This window comes from Plesiomonas sp. (assembly GCF_051650925.1).
Taxonomy (GTDB): domain Bacteria; phylum Pseudomonadota; class Gammaproteobacteria; order Enterobacterales; family CAMTGL01; genus Plesiomonas.
In genome coordinates, this window is the sequence record NZ_JBOFRH010000295.1 from 1 (window position 1) to 1,374 (window position 1,374).

3 protein-coding genes are annotated in these 1,374 nt (G+C 50.9%); 2 read left to right on the plus strand and 1 reads right to left on the minus strand.

Features of this window, described 5'->3' with window-relative positions:
- Positions 1-413 (plus strand): YdcF family protein (locus ACRC27_RS07035; RefSeq protein ID WP_438639516.1); only part of this gene is annotated, 413 nt, incomplete at its 5' end.
- An 80-nt stretch (positions 414-493) separates the two neighbouring features.
- Here ACRC27_RS07035 and ACRC27_RS07040 read toward each other — a convergent pair.
- On the minus strand, positions 494-967 hold the full coding sequence (locus ACRC27_RS07040; protein ID WP_438639517.1) for a PACE efflux transporter: 474 nt from the start codon (positions 965-967) through the stop codon (positions 494-496).
- A gap of 138 nt (positions 968-1,105) precedes the next feature.
- On the opposite strand from ACRC27_RS07040, the gene ACRC27_RS07045 reads away from it, so the two are divergent.
- Positions 1,106-1,374 (plus strand): LysR family transcriptional regulator (locus ACRC27_RS07045; protein ID WP_438639518.1); only part of this gene is annotated, 269 nt, incomplete at its 3' end.

A 1,374-nucleotide genomic window follows, 5' to 3' on the forward strand; every position in this document is an offset into this window, starting at 1 on the left:
CATTGATTGTGGTTACCGGTGGTGTGCCGCAAAACAACCAAACCGAAGCACGTTTGATGCAAGAGTGGTTAGTTAAGCAAGGTATTGATGCGAAACGCATTGTGCAAGACAACTATGCCACATCCACCGTTGATAATGCCCTCTATAGCCGCTACGCCTTGACTCAACATCGCATTAAGCATGCTGTACTGCTCAGTTCCGGTAGCCATGTGCGCCGTGGTCAAGCGTTGCTGGAAATCGCGACATGGGAAACCGGGCCACAGGGGATTACCTTCGAGTCAGTCGCCGCGCTGGATAAGCCACTGGCCGAGCTGCAAAAAGTGTCCGATGGTGATTTGCTGGGTATTTACCGCGATGCGCTGCGCGTGATGGGGATGTGGAGCTTCCGCAGCGCCCCATTATTAGAGCGTTAATCGTACTTGGCATGCTTGACGTATGAGCAAAACCGGTGCCGTGCTGATGTATACAGGGTCACCGGTTTTTTATTCCCTGATTATAATACGGATGCTTTTTCGCGCGTTACGGGTTCGTCGACCGTTATTGTGGCAGTTGCCGCGGCTGGGATAGGGAACATGCGATCATAGGCCCAGTTATAGAAAAACGCGTACACCAGATAAAAGATCACAAAGCCCATATCCAGCACAAATGCCTGTTTCAGTGAAATCTGTAACCACCAAGCAATCAATGGCAGAACAAACAGCAACAAGCCGGCCTCAAATACCAATGTATGTAAGACCCGCTCCGGCAAGCTCTTTTGCGTGCGTCCCAACAGCTTTTGCATCAGCTTGTCGACCAACAGGTTATAGACATAATTCCATGCGGTGGCGATCACCGATAGCATGATGGCGAGCTTGCCTAATTCCAGTAATTGCATTCCCATCACCCAACTGGCGATCAGCGGGCAAAGCATAAGGCCGATGAGTTCAAAACCAATGGCGTGACGTAAACGATCGGAGCCTGTGCGCATAGTATTTTCTCTTTCTGGTTAGCGATGTGGCTGCTAATCTATCGTTTAAAGTGCATAGTTGTTAGTTAGATACTATCGTTAAAATTGATAGGTTGACTGTTTCTTGTGAAACAGGCACACCGGTATATGGAGCGCGGCATGAACATGACACTGGAGCAACTGCGCTGTCTGCAAGCCGCCGCCGAGTGTGGCTCTTTCTCGGCCGCCGCGCGGCGTTTGGGTAAAGCACAATCGGTGGTGAGTACCACCATTTCGAATTTAGAAATTGATCTGGGTGTGCAACTCTTTGATCGCCGTGCGCGTAATCCGGTACTCACCGCGGCCGGTGAACGGTTACTCCAGCAAGCGCGCGGCATATTAAATCAGTGCGATCGGTTTACTGCGCTAGCCGGTGAATTGGCCGCCGG

Bases quoted from the DNA above. Each gene is read 5' to 3' on its own strand.
- ACRC27_RS07040 (WP_438639517.1), bottom strand. From the start codon at position 967: ATGCGCACAGGCTCCGATCGTTTACGTCACGCCATTGGTTTTGAACTC.